16 protein-coding genes are annotated in these 15,476 nt (G+C 63.3%); 5 read left to right on the plus strand and 11 right to left on the minus strand.

Annotated features, from left to right (window positions below; translation table 11 throughout):
• A complete protein-coding gene (locus SynRS9907_RS07115; RefSeq protein WP_188020495.1) occupies window positions 1–1,599 on the minus strand; it encodes a glucose-6-phosphate isomerase in 1,599 nt (532 codons plus the stop codon).
• Window positions 1,600–1,714: 115 nt separating this feature from the next.
• On the opposite strand from SynRS9907_RS07115, the gene SynRS9907_RS07120 reads away from it, so the two are divergent.
• Both SynRS9907_RS07120 and SynRS9907_RS07125 read left to right on the plus strand, forming a co-directional pair.
• A complete protein-coding gene (locus tag SynRS9907_RS07120) occupies window positions 1,715–2,485 on the plus strand; it encodes a helicase DnaB (RefSeq protein WP_188020496.1) in 771 nt (256 codons plus the stop codon).
• Window positions 2,486–2,642: 157 nt separating this feature from the next.
• Window positions 2,643–2,942: a hypothetical protein gene (locus SynRS9907_RS07125; protein ID WP_255445815.1), complete on the plus strand. Its 300-nt coding sequence runs from the start codon at window positions 2,643–2,645 to the stop codon at window positions 2,940–2,942.
• A 17-nt stretch (window positions 2,943–2,959) separates the two neighbouring features.
• On the opposite strand, the gene SynRS9907_RS07130 is transcribed toward SynRS9907_RS07125, so the two are convergent.
• Genes SynRS9907_RS07130 through SynRS9907_RS07145 form a run of 4 tightly spaced genes read right to left on the minus strand, consistent with a single transcriptional unit; the run spans window position 2,960 to window position 6,155 of the window.
• Complete coding sequence (locus tag SynRS9907_RS07130; protein WP_188020497.1) at window positions 2,960–3,199, minus strand: TIGR03643 family protein; 240 nt, start codon at window positions 3,197–3,199, stop codon at window positions 2,960–2,962.
• A 37-nt stretch (window positions 3,200–3,236) separates the two neighbouring features.
• On the minus strand, window positions 3,237–4,124 hold the full coding sequence (locus SynRS9907_RS07135) for an N-acetylmuramoyl-L-alanine amidase (RefSeq protein ID WP_188020498.1): 888 nt from the start codon (window positions 4,122–4,124) through the stop codon (window positions 3,237–3,239).
• Window positions 4,106–5,803: a M61 family metallopeptidase gene (locus SynRS9907_RS07140; protein ID WP_188020499.1), complete on the minus strand. Its 1,698-nt coding sequence runs from the start codon at window positions 5,801–5,803 to the stop codon at window positions 4,106–4,108. Before SynRS9907_RS07140 ends, SynRS9907_RS07135 begins: the two co-directional genes overlap by 19 nt.
• A 1-nt stretch (window position 5,804) precedes the next feature.
• Complete coding sequence (locus SynRS9907_RS07145; protein ID WP_188020500.1) at window positions 5,805–6,155, minus strand: DUF1257 domain-containing protein; 351 nt, start codon at window positions 6,153–6,155, stop codon at window positions 5,805–5,807.
• A gap of 72 nt (window positions 6,156–6,227) precedes the next feature.
• Between SynRS9907_RS07145 and purN the strand changes: the two genes are divergently transcribed.
• A complete protein-coding gene (purN, locus tag SynRS9907_RS07150) occupies window positions 6,228–6,788 on the plus strand; it encodes a phosphoribosylglycinamide formyltransferase (protein WP_223157650.1) in 561 nt (186 codons plus the stop codon).
• On the opposite strand, the gene argC is transcribed toward purN, so the two are convergent.
• A complete protein-coding gene (gene argC / locus SynRS9907_RS07155; RefSeq protein WP_188022387.1) occupies window positions 6,779–7,852 on the minus strand; it encodes an N-acetyl-gamma-glutamyl-phosphate reductase in 1,074 nt (357 codons plus the stop codon). The genes purN and argC overlap by 10 nt on opposite strands.
• 137 nt (window positions 7,853–7,989) lie before the next feature.
• Here argC and ribBA point away from each other — a divergent pair, with 137 nt between their 5' ends.
• Window positions 7,990–9,585, plus strand: a complete 1,596-nt coding sequence (ribBA, locus tag SynRS9907_RS07160; RefSeq protein WP_188022388.1) for a bifunctional 3,4-dihydroxy-2-butanone-4-phosphate synthase/GTP cyclohydrolase II — start codon at window positions 7,990–7,992, stop codon at window positions 9,583–9,585.
• On the opposite strand, the gene SynRS9907_RS07165 is transcribed toward ribBA, so the two are convergent.
• Window positions 9,586–10,029 carry a peptidylprolyl isomerase gene (locus SynRS9907_RS07165; protein WP_114989232.1) on the minus strand — a complete coding sequence of 148 codons (444 nt, stop codon included), beginning with the start codon at window positions 10,027–10,029 and terminating at the stop codon, window positions 9,586–9,588.
• Here SynRS9907_RS07165 and mtnP point away from each other — a divergent pair.
• Window positions 10,028–10,978 (plus strand): S-methyl-5'-thioadenosine phosphorylase, encoded by a 951-nt coding sequence (mtnP, locus tag SynRS9907_RS07170; RefSeq protein WP_370586634.1) that lies wholly within the window; start codon window positions 10,028–10,030, stop codon window positions 10,976–10,978. The genes SynRS9907_RS07165 and mtnP overlap by 2 nt on opposite strands.
• On the opposite strand, the gene murQ is transcribed toward mtnP, so the two are convergent.
• Genes murQ through dnaK form a run of 4 tightly spaced genes read right to left on the minus strand, consistent with a single transcriptional unit; the run spans window position 10,960 to window position 15,353 of the window.
• Window positions 10,960–11,910 (minus strand): N-acetylmuramic acid 6-phosphate etherase, encoded by a 951-nt coding sequence (gene murQ, locus SynRS9907_RS07175; RefSeq protein ID WP_188020503.1) that lies wholly within the window; start codon window positions 11,908–11,910, stop codon window positions 10,960–10,962. The genes mtnP and murQ overlap by 19 nt on opposite strands.
• A 3-nt stretch (window positions 11,911–11,913) precedes the next feature.
• Window positions 11,914–12,387 (minus strand): DUF3110 domain-containing protein, encoded by a 474-nt coding sequence (locus SynRS9907_RS07180; RefSeq protein ID WP_188020504.1) that lies wholly within the window; start codon window positions 12,385–12,387, stop codon window positions 11,914–11,916.
• Window positions 12,388–12,430: 43 nt separating this feature from the next.
• Complete coding sequence (locus SynRS9907_RS07185) at window positions 12,431–13,378, minus strand: DnaJ domain-containing protein (protein WP_188020505.1); 948 nt, start codon at window positions 13,376–13,378, stop codon at window positions 12,431–12,433.
• Complete coding sequence (gene dnaK / locus SynRS9907_RS07190) at window positions 13,362–15,353, minus strand: molecular chaperone DnaK (protein WP_188020506.1); 1,992 nt, start codon at window positions 15,351–15,353, stop codon at window positions 13,362–13,364. Before dnaK ends, SynRS9907_RS07185 begins: the two co-directional genes overlap by 17 nt.
• Window positions 15,354–15,476: the final 123 nt, after the last annotated feature.

A 15,476-nucleotide genomic window follows, 5' to 3' on the forward strand; every position in this document is an offset into this window, starting at 1 on the left:
TCAGCCTTTGCTGAAACGCATCGAGGCGGGCTGGCTCCAGTCGCCCTGGGCACTGAAGCCGCGCTGGTTGCCGGTGAGGTGACGCAGAATCCAGAAGATGGATTCATCGGTGCCATCCCCGAGGGCCAGGCGGATTTCATCGGCGGAGCGGGCCACACCGTCGGCCAGGATCGCTTCCACACGACCTTGAAGGTCGAGAATCGCTGCCGCTGCCTTCTTGCCGGCTTCCACTCCGGGCTGGTGGTAGGCGTTGATGTTCACCAGTTCGCCGTAGAGACCGACGGCACGCTCGAACAGAGCGATCAAGGCGCCGAGACGGCGTGCATCAAAGCGGCGCATGCTGATCGTCATGCTCTGGCGGCCACCCTCGGTAAGGGCTGAGCGGGTGCCCTGCAGGAAACCATCAAGGAAGTCGCCGGGGCATTCCCCGCCAAGCGTGGGGATGTCGCTCACGTCTTCGAGCACCTCGATGAAGGTGGCGAAGAAATTGTCGACACCGTCGCGCAGCTGCTGCACATAGGCGTGCTGGTCGGTGGAGCCTTTGTTGCCGTAAACAGCGATGCCCTGATGCACCACGTCACCGTTGCGATCCAGGCGCTTGCCCAGGGATTCCATCACCAGCTGCTGGAGGTAACGGCTGAACACCTCCAGACGATCGCGGTAGGGCAGAACAACCATGTCGCGCTGACCGCGACCACCACCAGCCACGAACCAGGAAGCGGCCATCAGGGCGGCTGGATTGCGGCGGAGATCCGCGGCGCGGGTGGCGGCATCCATCTGAGAGGCGCCGGTGAGGAAATCGCGGATGTCGCAGCCAATCAAGGCACCGGGCAGCAGGCCGACGGCACTGGTGATGCTGGTGCGCCCCCCCACCCAATCGAACATGTCGAAGCGCTTGAGCCAAGCTTCCTTCTGGGCCTGCTGATCCAGCTTGCTGTCGAGCATCGTCACGGCAACGGCCTGGCCGGCCCACTGGCCCCCAGCGGCCTCGAGGCGGTGGCGAGCCTGCTCCATGCCGAGGTGGGGTTCAGGCGTTCCCCCCGACTTGCTCACCGTCACCACCAGGGTGCGGTCGAGACGACCCTCCAACCCCGCCAGGACGTTGCTCATCCCATTGGGATCGACGTTGTCGAAGAAGTGAAACGGAAGCCCCTCGCCCGGGTTCTGGAGCGCCTTGATCATCAAGGCGGGTCCCAGGCCACTGCCGCCGATGCCGATCCAGAGCACATCGGTGAAGGCTTCGCCGTTGGGGGCCTTGATCGTTCCGTTGATCACATCGCGCCCAAAGGCCGCGATCAGATCGATTTCCCTGGAGATGTGCTGTTGAAGCTCTGATGAGGGAGCGAGTTCAGGGGTGCGAAGCCAGTAATGCCCCACCTGGCGCTGCTCATCGGGATTGGCGATGGCGCCGGCTTCCAACTCCTGCATCGCTGCGAACGCCTTGTCCATTCGCGGCTGCAGCTGCTGCAGATCGGTCGCGTTCACATGCATCCGGCTGATGTCGAGCCAGACGCCCAGATCATCGTGATACCAGCTGAGATCGCAGAACCTCTGCCACTGAATATGAGCGTCGGAAGCGTTGAAATCCGGAAAGCTCATGCCGGGCGGACGGTGCAGTCCTGCCGAACGTATCCAGAATCTGACGGGATGCCCACGGGAAAGGACACCACAGCTAGTTTCATGTCATCTTCCGCTGACCCCATTTCCATCCCCCATGGCTGAGCCATTGCGATGGACAACAGCTCTCTTGGCGACGGCAGCGAGCCTGTTCCTGGTTGGTCAGTGGTCACACCCAGTTGTTGAGGTTGGAGATCAAGCCCCACTTGTGGTGGAGGACAGGCTCGAGCCCACAGATTTCTCACCCGAAGAACTGAAGCTGCTGCAACGGCGCTTCGGGGTGCACGGCCCCCAGACGCAGCTGGCCCAGCTGTTCACCAGCGGGATGGATCAGCTCCAACCATTGCGCGCATCAACCTTGGATCGCCTGCGCGAGCTGAAGCCAGTGATCCTGCGCCAGGCAGCGGCACATCAGGTGAACCCAATGCTGATCACCGCCGTTCTTTTCGACGAAATTCAGCACTCCAAGCCGGGGGAGAGCCTCCCCTTCATCGCCCATTCCGGTCTGGTGAAGACCCACGGACCGGCCCAGATCAGCGTTTCGGAACTGATCCATCAGAAGCGGCTGCCGGCGAACCCAACGCAGGAGGAGATCACCTGGGCCCGCAATCAATTGCTGGACCCCGAAATGAACATCACCCTGCTGGCGGCCAAGTTTCAACGGCTGAAGCTGGCCCTTGGTCTGCCGGAGGGCTTGATGCTGCAGGCGAGTCGCTCCTACCTGGATGCCAAGGCGATCGCCACCCTCACCTATCTCCACAACGGAAAATTGGATTACCCAGCACGGGTGTTGGGCTACATGCAGGACCCTGAACTGCACGGGTTGATTTACGGCGGTCGCCAACCGAATCCCGACATCACGGTTTAAAGATCCATGACGAGCACTTGGCTGCATGAGCAGCCCAACCCAATCCCTCGTCTCCTTATCCCTCAGTTGAGGGAGTTCATCAGCTCTGCCTCTCCCCCATATGGAGGATGTGAACGCCCCCCTATCTGTTGAAACATCGATCCAGCACGGCAGATCGATGAAACAACTCCTTCACCTGCTGGCATTTGGCCTGATTGTTCCAACAGCAGCGCTGGCTCAGGTGGACGCCGAAGTGGCAGCACAGTGCAGAGATGCCAGGGATTTCTATGGCTGCGTCAGGGCCTTCACCACTACGGTCCGACGTTCCGATGACACTCCCCCTTTTGACGGCGTCATGGGGCAGGTGGCTGCAGGCCTGATCTCAGGCCCGGGCTACCGCAACTCACACACGGTTTTCCGCCGGGGCATGATTCCGGCCGGCCTTGTTGAAGGGATCCTGCGAGGCGTGTTGCGCTGAACCAAAGCAGGCCCCAATCACTTGTGGCAGCTCGCCCGGAATCGATCGGAGCGGCTGGTGACGGCGTGCTTGGTTTTGCGGCCGCTGACCCGCTTGCGCCAGAGCTTGAACGATGACGCTTTCATCTCTTGCCGCATCAGTGCGATCACCTGCGGCTCGGAAAGTCCGAATTGAAATTCAATCGCCTCGAAGGGCGTGCGGTCTTCCCAGGCCATTTCGATGATTCGATCGAGATCTTCGCTGGGGAGCGTTATCACCGACGCAGTACACAGAGATGCGAACGCTAACGACGCTTCAGCTCACGCAGAGGTCACCGAGGGCCGCCAGCCGCGTCTGAAGTTTCGACCAGTCGAAACTGCGGGGATCACCCCGTTCTCCGCCCAGATCCACATGGCGATGGGTGGTGATCGCCGCCGGCGGCAGATTGAAGGAACGAATCCAACCGGACAGGACCAAGGCCAGCGCGTCGTATTGCTGCGTGGTGTAGCCCGCATGGGATCCATAGGCATTCGCCCCCGAAGGCGGAGTTTCCAGGCTCAGGTGCAAGGCGAAGTTGTTGACGGAGCCCTTGAGTTTCTTGTTGGTGATCGCCCACTCCCCCAGAAAGGCTGAATACCCCGCGCCGTAGGCCCGGCTCAACGGATCCACCAGATCCAGAACGCGCCCGTCTTGGCCCACCAACGTGTGATAACTCACCTGATCTTCATCCCGCGGGTGGGGCGTCATGAAAGTGTTCAAGGCGGAGCTCAGGGAGTAAACGGTTTCGTGAAGCACCACCACCCTTGGCGTGGCGTCGATCACACGGCCGTAGGCATCTTTGTCGTAGCGCTCTCCGAAATTGGTTGGATCGATCTTGACGAACGAGCGCCAGGAACCCGAGCGGGCCTCGAGCTGGTTCAACCGCGACCGCAAAGCGGTGTCCACACCCGAACACTGACGAGCCAGAGGCGACCGCCAGGAGCGCGATTTAGGAGGTAACGGCACCGAGGAGGAGGGGTTGTCCTCCCGTTGGCGACCACGCTCGATCACCACAGGGGAGAGCTCCCCTTGATCCATCAACAGCCAACCGGTCAGTCCCAGAGCCAACGCCCCCGCTGCAGCTCCGCTGATGGCGAGCGACCGGTGCTGCTCAACGCGGTTCAACACTCCGCTACAGCAACGGCTTAAACGATCTCGAACCATCGATCCCGCAACTGCCGTTGTTCCGTTGTGCACCCAGGATCCCAATCCAACGTCCAATGGTCCACACCCGCATCAGGGAAGAGCTGGGTCTCGTTGAGCAGGCTGCGTCGTGAATAGGTAACGCGCACACACTCCTGCTTCTCAAGCAGAACTGGGAGGTCACTGCTGCGACGCACCCGGTAGCCATTGATCGCCAACAGCTCATCACCCACCACAAGCCCTGCCTGTTGTCCGGGACTGTCACGCCGCACCCGCTGAATCAAAGCGGCGCCCTCAGCATCCTTGAGGGTTAGTCCATGATCGGGATGATTGAGCGGCACAGGGTCCATGCGCAGCCCCAGAGCCTTCACGCAATCAAGCAGGGGCAGGGCTTCGGGCTGGTCCAGCCATTGATCCAGATCCGAGGCAAGATCGCCATCCCGTCGAGCCACTGCCGCCTTGATGTGACCACGGCTGTAGCCACGGGCCTGACGGCCGAGGCCCTGCCACAACTCCCGCAGGATCGCGGCCATGGAGTGGCCACGCTGCCGCAGGCGCACGTCGAGGCAGAAGGCCACCGCCGCACCGAGGCGGTAGTAGCTGATCTGGCTGTCCCGTGAGGCTGGCGTCGCTTTGTAGAGCTTGATCCACGCCTCACGGGCACTGGCCGCCAACGACTGGATCGAGCAACCGGGTGACATCAGCACGCTGGACAGCTCCTCCCCCAGATCCTTGAGCAGGGTCGGTCGATCCGAACATCCCGCCAGCAGGGGCAGGCTGAGGTCGAAGTAGCTGGTGATTCCCTCGGCGAACCAGAGGCCTTCGGTGATCACCGCCAGCCCGTAGTCATAGGGGCGAAGCTCAACGGGCCGCAGCCGCCGCACATTCCACTGGTGCAGGTATTCATGGCCGATCAGCTGCAACAGCTGCCGGTACCCCTTGGGCTTGGCCAGAGCCGACCAGCTGAACTGCAGCACAGCACTGTGGTCGTGTTCAAGGCCGCCGTAACCCTGATCAAGCAGTTGCAGCACAAGCTGGTAGCGGTCCCCCGCCGGGGGAGGGGTTCCCAGCAAGCGACAGGTGGCACTGCACACCTTTTCGATGTCGCTGATGAAGTTCGGCGGCCAGCCCATCGGTGGCGTTCCGATCAGCAACAGCTCATGGGTCTTGCCCTCCACCATGAAGGGTTCTGCCTGAAACGGCCCCGCATGCAGCGGGCTGTCCACGAGGGCATCGAAATCGGCAGCAACCCAGCCCTCAGAGCTGGGCTCCAGCGGCAGATGCACACTCCAGTGCTCCGGAGCCGTGACGGCAACGTGGTGCGGTGACCAGCGGCAGCCGTCGATGTCCATCGCCACAGCAGCGAGGCAGAGCGATGCGAAATCAGGATCCAGCAACCCGGTGCGGACGGTGAGATCCCGGGCTTCAAGCTGATAGTTGAGCGTGAGCGGGCTCAGGTCCGGCAGATCACAGAGCCACTGGTGCGGCGCCATGCGACGCACCGGAAGCTCCTCACCATTGGCCAGCAGCTGCAGGCTGTGCAGGTGCTGGGCGTGATCACGAACCGTGTACGACCCCGGTGTCCACACCGGCAGTTGGAAGGTCTGGCGTTGGGTCTGCGGTGTCCACTGGATGGACACCGCGATGGTCTGTGTTTCGGGATGGCTCAGATCGAGCCGGATCTGAACCGGTTCGAACACGTCAGTTGGTCTGCAGGATCAGCTCAGCGGAACCCATGCCACCAAGGCGCACTTCGTCCATGGCGTGGAGCAGGGCGTAGCGGCGGGTCACCCGTTGCAGGCGCTGTTCAAGCCCGGGCTGGCGGCTGATGCGTTGGATGTCGCCATGCATCACGATTGTTCCGTCCACCCGCTGGGTCCAGCCCAGGGGCATGGCTGAGCCCTGAAACGCGAGCACATCAACGGTATGGGAGTCGTCCGCGAAACCCTGCAATTTTGTCGATCGCTCCACCGTGAAGCCCTCATCGCACAGGGCCTGAACCAGACGCTCAAGGTCGGTGAAGACAGTCGGCAGGATGGAGAGATGGGACATGGACCGAACCCCGCTTTGACAGACCCTAGCCACAACAATCGAGCTGACCAGGCCCCGCTGCAGCTGGGGGTGATGGCATCCGGAAGCGGCAGCAACTTCGAGGCCCTGGCCCAGGCCATTCAGGCGGGGACTCTCAACGCGCGGATCCAGCGGCTGGTGGTGAACAATCCGGGCTGTGGTGCCCAGCAGCGGGCGGAGCGTCTCGGCATTCCGGTGTCGGTGCTTGACCATCGCCTGATCAAGGACCGGCGCAAGCTGGACGGCGAACTGGTGCGCCTGTTCCGCGCCGACCAGGTGGAACTGGTGGTGATGGCGGGGTGGATGCGGATCGTCACCGAGGTGCTGATCAGCGGCTATTCCGATCGCCTGATCAACATCCACCCCTCACTGCTGCCCAGCTTCCGTGGCCTGGATGCCATCGGGCAGGCCCTGGAGGCCGGGGTGAAGGTCACCGGCTGCACGGTGCACATCGTCACCGAGGAACTGGATGCCGGTCCGATCCTGGCCCAGGCCGCTGTTCCCGTTCTCGATGGGGATGACCACACCAGGCTCGCCCAACGAATTCAGGAGCAGGAACACCTGCTCCTGCCCAGGGCACTGGCTGAGCTCAAGCCCACCTGGCGTCAGGGATAGAACGACTGCAGGGGCAGCCCCGTCTCCTGAGCGAGGCCCGCCATCAGGTTGAGGCACTGCACGCCCTGCCCGGCCTGACCCTTGATCAGGTTGTCGATGGCACTCATCAACACCAGCTGGCCGGTGCGGGTGTCCACCTGAACCGACAGCAGAGCACGGTTGGTGTGGCGCGCCCACTTCGTGGCGGGATAGGTGCCCACCGGCAGAACCTGAACACATGGGTGGTGGCGGTAGATCGCCTCCAGAACCGTGGTGCAATCCTCGGCGGTGAGACCGGGGTCGCGCAGGCGGGCATACACCGTGGACAGCAGACCACGCACCATCGGCACCAGATGCGGCGTGAACTGAAGCCGCACCTCCTGGCCAGCCACCTCCATCGCCATCTGCTCGATCTCTGACGTGTGGCGATGGCCGATCACGCCGTAGGGCGCGATGGATTCCGAGGCCTCCGCAAGCAGCATCGCCTCTTTCGGCACGCGCCCTCCGCCGGAGGTGCCCGTCTTGGCATCAATGATGATGCCGCTGGTCTCGATCAGGCCCTGCTTGAGGAACGGCAGCAGGGGCAGCAGGCTGGCGGTGGGGAAGCAACCCGGAGCAGCAACAAGCTTCGCGTCAGCGATGGCAGGGCCGTTCCATTCCGGCAGGCCATAGACGGCACTGCTGCAGAGTTCAGCGTCCTGACGGTTGAGGGAGCCGGCCTCCTTGGCGTACACCTGCAGCCACTGCTCCAGGGAGCGGTAGCGGAAGTCGGCGGAGAGGTCCACCACCCGCACACCCCGCTCCAGCAGTTGCGGTGCCAACTGACAGGCCAGGCCGTTGGGGAGGCTCAGAACAGCAAAATCGGAACAGGCCGCAATCCGATCCGGATCCGCTGATTCCACCGTTGGGTCATCCGGCAGGGGCAGGAAGGAGCAGACGGAGCTCCAGCGTTGGCCAGCACTGCGTTCACCGCCAAGAAAACTCACAGACAGGCCGGGGTGGCCCTGAAGCAGACGGATGGTCTGCAGGCCGCCGTAGCCGGAGGCGCCGATCACAGCAACCCGTCCGCCCTTCACCGATGCCATCGCTTCAACCGCCGACGTTGTCCTGCCTGCCATTGAACCAACCAGCCAGCGGTTGATCGTACAGAGATCAATAATGAAGTCATCTCCCGGCGACCAGGCTCCTGAACCCCAGTTCCCTTGACCCCGCGAACGAACCGATCGCGTTTGATGCCATCAGCGACGCCCTGGCGGCGATCCGCAATGGGGAATGCGTTGTCGTGGTGGACGACGAACAACGGGAGAACGAAGGCGATCTGATCTGCGCGGCCCAATTCGCCACCCCGGAAGCGATCAACTTCATGGCCACCGAGGCACGGGGCCTGATCTGTCTGGCCATGGAGGGGCAGAGGCTTGACGAACTGGATCTGCCGCTGATGGTGGACCGCAACACCGATGCCAACGAAACGGCCTTCACCGTGAGCATCGATGCCGGCATCGAACATGGGGTGACCACCGGCATCTCCGCCGAAGACCGCGCCGCCACGATTCAGGTGGCCCTCAACCCAGCCACACGGCCAGCGGAACTGCGCCGCCCTGGGCACATCTTTCCCCTGCGCGCCCGTCCCGGCGGCGTGCTCAAACGGGCCGGTCACACCGAAGCCGCCGTGGATCTGGCTCAGCTGGCGGGCCTCAGCCCCTCCGGAGTGATCTGTGAAATCCAGAACAGCGATGGCTCCATGGCCCGCTTGCCCGAGCTGCGCAGCTACGCCGATCGCTGGGGGCTGAAGCTAATCAGCATTGCTGACCTGATCCGCTACCGGCTGGAGAACGAGCGCTTCGTTCGCCGCATGGCCCAGGCCCAGATGCCCAGCCGCTTCGGCAGCTTTCAGGCGGTGGGCTACCGCAACGAACTGGATGGCTCAGAACACGTGGCCCTGATCAAGGGTGAGCCCAATGCCCTGAGCGAACCCGTGCTGGTGCGGATGCATTCCGAATGCCTCACCGGCGATGCCTTCGGCTCACTGCGCTGCGACTGCCGGCCCCAGCTCGAGGCGGCCCTGCGTCAGATCGAAGCGGAGGGCGAGGGTGTGGTCGTTTATTTGCGCCAGGAAGGGCGGGGCATCGGCCTGATCAACAAATTGAAGGCCTACAGCCTCCAGGAAGCCGGGCTCGACACCGTTGAAGCCAACGAGCGGCTTGGCTTCCCGGCGGATCTGCGCAACTACGGCGTTGGCGCACAGATCCTCTCCGACCTCGGCATCCATCGGCTGCGGTTGCTTACCAATAACCCCCGCAAGATTGCCGGCCTTGGCGGCTATGGCCTGCAGGTGGAGGAGCGGATACCTCTGGTGATGGACCCCGGTGCCCACAACGCCGACTACCTGGCGGCCAAGCGGGAGAAGCTCGGGCATCTGTTCGAATCCGAGAGTCCCTGTGTGGTGCTGGCCCTGGCGGTGAACGTGGGCCCCGAAAGCTGGCCCACCATTCGCCAGGAAGTGGAAGCCATCGCCCAGCGCCATGGCTTCAGCCTTGAGGCCCTGCATGAACCCCGCTTGTTAGCGCTGTGGGATCGACCGCAATTCGTCTGGAAACTGATTCCCGACGGCGCCGATGCAGCCCCCCTGCTGAAGAGCCTGGCGGCCCTGGCGGCCACCGAGCGGGTGGGTCTGATGCGCGTTCCCACGGAGCGGATGGCATTGCACCCGCCCCAGACCCTGGAACGGGTGGAACATCAACTCAATGAGTTGATCAACCTGGGCAGTGACGAACTGCTGGAAAACGGCCCGTCACTGCTGCATTGGACCCGGAGCTGATCAGCCTTCCTGGATCGTCACTTTGTTGATCTTGGAGCCGTTGGCCAGCTTCAGCACCACATCCATGTTGCCGGTGTGGCCGAACACGGTGTGCACGCCATCGAGGTGAGGCTGGGCCTCATGGCAGATGTAGAACTGCGAGCCGCCGGTGTTGCGACCGGCATGGGCCATAGCCAGTGTGCCGGCCTGGTGCTTCTGCTGGTTGATCTCGCAATCGATCTGGTAGCCAGGGCCGCCGGTACCGGCCATGCCGCGGGCGCCTTCACGGCTGTTGGGGCATCCCCCTTGGGCCATGAAGCCGGGGATGACGCGGTGAAAGGCCAGACCGTCGTAGAAGCCATCCTTGGCCAGCTTCACGAAGTTGGCGACGGTGTTTGGGGCATCGGCTTCGAACAGCTCGAGCTCGATCAGGCCTGCTTCAGTGTCCATCAAGGCCTTGGTCATGGTGGCGCGAGCAAAATTGGAGTGTAAAGAGACGCCGACCATGCCCGACCTCTCCCAAGCCCGCGTCGGTGTGATCGGCGGCAGCGGCCTCTATTCGATCCCCGGCTTGCGCCAGGTTGAGGAACGCACGGTCGACACACCCTTCGGGGCACCATCCGATCAACTGCGCCTGGGAGAGCTCGAGGGGGTCGAGACCGTCTTCCTGGCCCGCCACGGCCGCCATCACCATCTGCTTCCCAGTGAAGTGCCCTACCGGGCCAACATCTGGGCGATGCGTTCCCTGGGGGTGCGCTGGCTGATCTCGCTCTCGGCGGTGGGGTCGCTGCTGGAGCATCTGCAGCCGCGCGACATGGTCGTGCCCGATCAGTTCATCGACCGCACCCGTGACCGGCCCGCCAGTTTCTTCGGCAACGGCTGCGTGGCCCACGTCAGCCTTGCGGACCCCTTCTGCCCCAATTTGAGTGCCCTGTTGGCCGATGCCGCCGAACAGGGTTTGCCGGAGGGTCGACGGCTGCACCGCGGTGGCACCTATCTCTGCATGGAGGGCCCCGCCTTCTCCACCCGGGCCGAAAGCAAGCTCTACCGCTCCTGGGATTGTTCGGTGATCGGGATGACCAATCACACCGAAGCCCGTCTAGCCCGGGAAGCCGAACTGGCCTATGCCTCCCTGAGCATGGTCACCGACTTCGACTGCTGGCATGAGGATCACGACGCCGTCTCGGTGGAGATGGTGATCGGCAACCTTCAGGCCAATGCCTCAGCCACCGAACCGATCCTGAGTGGATTGATGCAGCGGCTCAAACAGGACCCTCCCGCCTCGCCGGCCCACACAGCCCTCGCCAATGCCCTGATCACCCCCAAAGATCAAGTCCCGGAACAGACCCGGTTCAACCTTGATCTGTTCACCGCCCCCTACTGGGGACCGTTCGATCAGGCTTCCGCCAGCTGAGCGCCGCAGGCGGCCAAGGCAGGTCGCAGCTGTTGGTTGTGCTGCTGCAGAAGAGCCTTGGCCTGGTCCACCGACAAGGCTGCAGCGGCCATCAACAGGGCGAGTTTCACCGATCCGCCGGCCTCCTCCAGCAGCGTCAGCCCCCGCTCCCGATCCACACCGGCAAGATCCCGCAGGATCCGCAGGGAACGGTCCACCAGTTTGCTGTTGCTGGCGGCCACATCCACCATGCGGTTGCCGTAGACCTTGCCCAGCTTCACCATCACGGCGGTGGAGAGGGTGTTCAAGGCCAGTTTTGTGGCGGTTCCAGCCTTCATCCGGGTGGATCCCGTGAGCAATTCAGGTCCCGTGAGCAGGCGGATGTCGATGTCGCAGGGAAGGGGCGCCTGCTCCGTTGGAACGCAGGCCATGGCGATGGCGAGGGCACCGATGCTTTTGGCAAACGCCAGCCCACCGCGCACGTAGGGGGTGGTGCCGCCTGCGGCGATGCCCACCAGGCAATCCTTGGCACAGAAGCCCCGCTCCTCGAGGTCTGCACGTCCGGCGGCCTCAATGTCCTCGAGCCCTTCCGAGCTGCGCAGCAACGCAGCGGAACCACCGGCGAGAACACCTTGCACCTGCTGGGGATCACTGCAGAAGGTGGGCGGACATTCCGCGGCATCCAACACCCCCAGCCGTCCGGAGGTGCCAGCACCCAGGTAGAAGAGCCGGCCGCCGGCACGGAGGCGCTCGGCAACGGCATCAACCGCCTGGGCTAGCGCCGGAGCCACAGCGGCAACAGCCTCCTGGGGGCGACGATCCTCGTCTGCAAACAACTCCACCAGCGCCAGGGTGTCGAGCTGATCCAGGCGTGAACTGCGCCGGTTGCTCTGCTCGGTGAGCAGGTGGCCGCGGTCGCTGGAGGGCTGCAGATCAGGGTCGAACACGGCCATGGCTCAGAGCAGACCCTCCAGGCGCCGACGCAGCTCATCCAGTTCAGGATTCGATTCCGGTTCGGTCTCCAGCCCCTGGAGCGCGGGCTCCACGCCCTGCTGCTCTGCCACACCGCCGTCAGAAACAGCCTCGAGCGAAACCGGGTCGTTCGCAAGCAAGTCGTCCTTCCAGTTGCTCACATCGCGGTTGCTCTGGGGCGGCGCCATGAACAGACGCTCCTCGTCATTGCTGGGCACAAAGCCCGACTCGATCAGCCGGGCCTCGTAACCGGCCTCACGGCAGAACAGATCTACGTCTTCCCGATCCAGGGCCTCCACCGTTGGAACCGGAAAGTCCTGGGCCTCCAGAAGACCGGCATATCGCTCGGCATCGTCGGGGTTCTCAAACAGCAGAACCACGGTTCGTCCGGCGATTTCAAGCGAGTGGATGCCTTCGCTATCCGTACCGGCATCAAAGAGCAGGACATGGACGCGCATCGGGAAAACCGTCAGATCAACCGGACCGGAGTCTCACCCATCGTCAACCACCCTGCTCGGATTCACTCGCCAGTTCCTGAAGACGTCGGTAGAGGGCCCGTTCCGCATCACCCAGATCCGACGGAATCACCACAACGATCTCCACCAACTGGTCACCCCGCTCGTCATCCAGCTGCAGCCCGCGCCCCCGCAGCCGCAGCAAACGTCCACTGGATGAGCCTGGAGGAACCTGCAGCGTCACAGGACCATCCAGGGTCGGCACATCAACGGCGCAACCGAGGGCTGCATCCGGTGGGAACAGCATCAGCTTGTAGAGCACCCGCAGACCATCAATCCGCAGGCCGTCATCGGTCACGACGCGGAGCTGCAGGAAATGATCACGGCCGCCGGGGGCAACGCCTTCAAGCCGCAGACGCCAGCCATCCCCGGCAAAGGGGGGCGTGTTCAGCTCGATCACGGTGCCGTCATCGAGCGTCAGTTCCACCACGGTTCCCTGAAGAGCCTGATCCGGGGTGAGATGAACCACCGACTCGAGATCTTCCACGGCACGCACCGGCGGCGGCGGCGGCGGTGCCGACACCGGAGGTTCATGGCCTCTGGCTTCCCGGCTGGCGTCATCACCACTGGCGCCATCACCGCGGAAGGGGGGATCGGGCTCGTCCTCAACCTCAACGGAGGAACGTCCTGTTCCACCGCCGAAGATCACATCGAGGTAGTCCTCAAAATCTGGAAAGCCCTGGGCAAAGGGATCGGCAACATCCGCACGGGAGCCACCCCCCCGCTGCCAGGCCTCCCGCCGGCGGGGATCGCTGAGCACCGCATAGGCCTCATTGACCAGCTTGAAGCGCTCTTCAGCAACGGGATCGTTGCTGTTGAGATCAGGGTGCCAGCGGCGCGCCTCCCGGCGAAAGGCCCGTTTCAGTTGCTGATCCGTGCAGTCGGAATCAACCCCCAGCAGAGACCAGTAATCAGGCTCAGCGGTAGATGTCATCGTCCCAAGGTGCAGGTTCACGCCGGCTCAGACCACGGCCACGGTCACCCGGACGGCTGGGGGGACCCCAGGGGTCGTCGTCCCAGTCATCGGCAAACAGCTCATCCTTGAGGGAGCCCAGGGTGTTGCGGATCCCCTGAAGCGGGCTGCCATCGGCCTGACGTTCCGCTGACAGCCGGCGGTTCAGCCCGAACATCGCCTCCTCGAGACCACTCACGCAGAGATCAAGCTCCTGGAGGTCGTCATTGGCGAGGCAGTCCTGCACGTCACGCATGGCCATTTCAACGGCCCGTTGCTGCCGTTCAGCGCCATAGGGCCCCAGCTCGAGCGAGGCATCCCGCAGCCGCCGTTCCGCCTGGGCAAGCAAAGTCTGAGCCCGGTTGCGGCGTTCGATCTGATTGCGTTTGCGCCTGTCCTCATCAGCCCTCGCTTCCGCTTCCGCCAGCAGAGCGGTCACATCCTCCTCATTGAGGTTTGAGCCGCCCTGGATCGACACCGACTGCTTGCGACCGGTGGTGCGGTCGGTGGCACTGACCTGCAGCAGGCCATTGGCATCGATGTCGAAGGCCACCTGCACCTGGGGCACCCCCCGCGGGGCCGGTGGAATCCCGGAGAGGCGGAAACGACCGAGAGATTTGTTGTCCGTCGCCATCTGGCGCTCCCCTTGCCAGACGTGGATTTCCACGGACGACTGATTGGCTTCCGAGGTGCTGAACACATCGGACTGACGCACGGGGATCGGCGTGTTGCGGGGAATCAGCACCTTCATCAATCCGCCGATGGTCTCCAGTCCCAGCGACAGGGGGGTGACGTCGTTGAGCAGCAGATCCCTGAGTTCACCGGTGAGGATTCCGGCTTGAACCGCAGCACCGATGGCCACCACCTCATCGGGATTCACCGATTGGCAGGGATCGATCGGCACGAGGGTGCGCACCAGTTGCTGAACCATCGGCATCCGCGTGGCACCACCCACCAGCACGACGTCATCGATGTCATCAGCCGACCAACCGGAGTCGCGCAGCGCCGCCTGAACTGGACTCAGCAGACGATCCAGCAGATCGGGGCAGAGCCCTTCAAAAGTGGAGCGGTCCAGGCGGGTTTCGATGTGCAGCGGACCATCGCTGCCGGTGGCGATGAAAGGAAGCGAAATCGGTGTACTCAGCACACCGGAGAGTTCCTGCTTCGCCTTCTCAGCCGCTTCCGTCAACCGCTGCAGGGCCTGGCGATCGCGGCGCAGATCAACCTTGTGCTCCTCTTCAAAGGCATCGGCCAGCCAGTTGACGATGCGTTGATCGAAATCATTGCCGCCGAGTTGCGTGTCACCGTTCGTCGCCTTGACGTCAAAAACGCCGTTGGCGATGCGCAGCAGCGACACGTCAAAGGTGCCGCCACCAAGGTCGAAGACCAGAACCCGTTTAACGGCGCTGCGGTCAAAGCCATAGGCCAGAGCAGCTGCAGTGGGCTCATTGAGAATGCGCTCCACCGAGATGCCCGCCAGGCGTCCAGCATCGCGGGTGGCCTGGCGCTGCGCATCATTGAAGTAAGCGGGCACGGTCACCACGGCCGCTTCCACCGGTTCACCCAGATAAGTGGACGCGTCATCGACGAGCTTGCGAATGATGCTGGCCACCAGTTCTTCGGGCGCGTATTCCCGCTCGGTCACCGGACAGGGCACCCGAACCTGCCCCTGGTCGTTGGCACGCACCGTGTAGGGAACAGAGAGGCTGCTGTCTTCCAGTTCGTCCCAGTCACGGCCGACGAACCGCTTCAGGTTCGAGAAGGTGTTGCGGGGGCTGAGCACCAGCTGGCGCCGGGCCAGCTGACCCACCAACAGTTCCTGATCCTTGGTGTATCCGACAACGGATGGGGTGGTTCGGCCGCCCTCGGCATTGGCGATCACGTGGGGACGACCTGCCTCCAGCACAGCGACAACCGAATTGGTGGTCCCCAGATCGATTCCGACGATCCGCCCCATATCCCTGAAAACTTGATCCCCACGCTAACGGCAGGTTCAAACCGGCTCCAGTCCCTCCCTTAAGCGGTTGTTAATGCCCCCAAACGGTTCGGGTCATACGTTGTAAGGGCGCGCCATTGGATG

Origin of the sequence: Synechococcus sp. RS9907, from assembly GCF_014279615.1 — a bacterium.
Classification (GTDB): Bacteria; Cyanobacteriota; Cyanobacteriia; order PCC-6307; family Cyanobiaceae; genus Parasynechococcus.